Here is a 416-nt window from a genome sequence, read left to right as displayed (position 1 = left end):
TACTATAGAAACCATATACAAGATAGTACATTAGAGATATATGATATGAATACGAGAGAGGTAATTCAACCTTTAACAAATTTTGATAGTACGGTTATGCCATTACAGTGGACAGCTAAAGGTATTTTAATTAGATGGCAGGATAAAACGAATTATCGTATTGGATTACTAGCTGAAGATGGCACTGTGGAAGCATTAAGTGACAACATAGATGGCTTTATAATGGATGCCTCTATAACAAGGGATGGCAATCATATAACCTATAATAAGGCTATAACAAATGAAACTTTTGAAATCTATTTGGATGATAAAAAAATAACGAATGAAAATAGCTTTTTCGAAGACAAGCTTAAAAGCAACAGGGAAATCATCTCATGGCAAAGTAGTGATGGTCTTAAAATAGAGGGTGTTTTATC

Annotated in this window: 1 pseudogene; it reads left to right on the top strand. The window is 32.5% G+C overall.

The features are described from left to right. Positions 1-416 (top strand): annotated as a pseudogene (locus MR079_RS28455) (S9 family peptidase); the annotation flags it as partial.

Source organism: Bacillus cereus group sp. BfR-BA-01381, assembly GCF_022663555.1.
Lineage (GTDB): Bacteria > Bacillota > Bacilli > Bacillales > Bacillaceae_G > Bacillus_A > Bacillus_A pacificus.
This window is presented reverse-complemented; position numbering and strand designations above follow the sequence as displayed.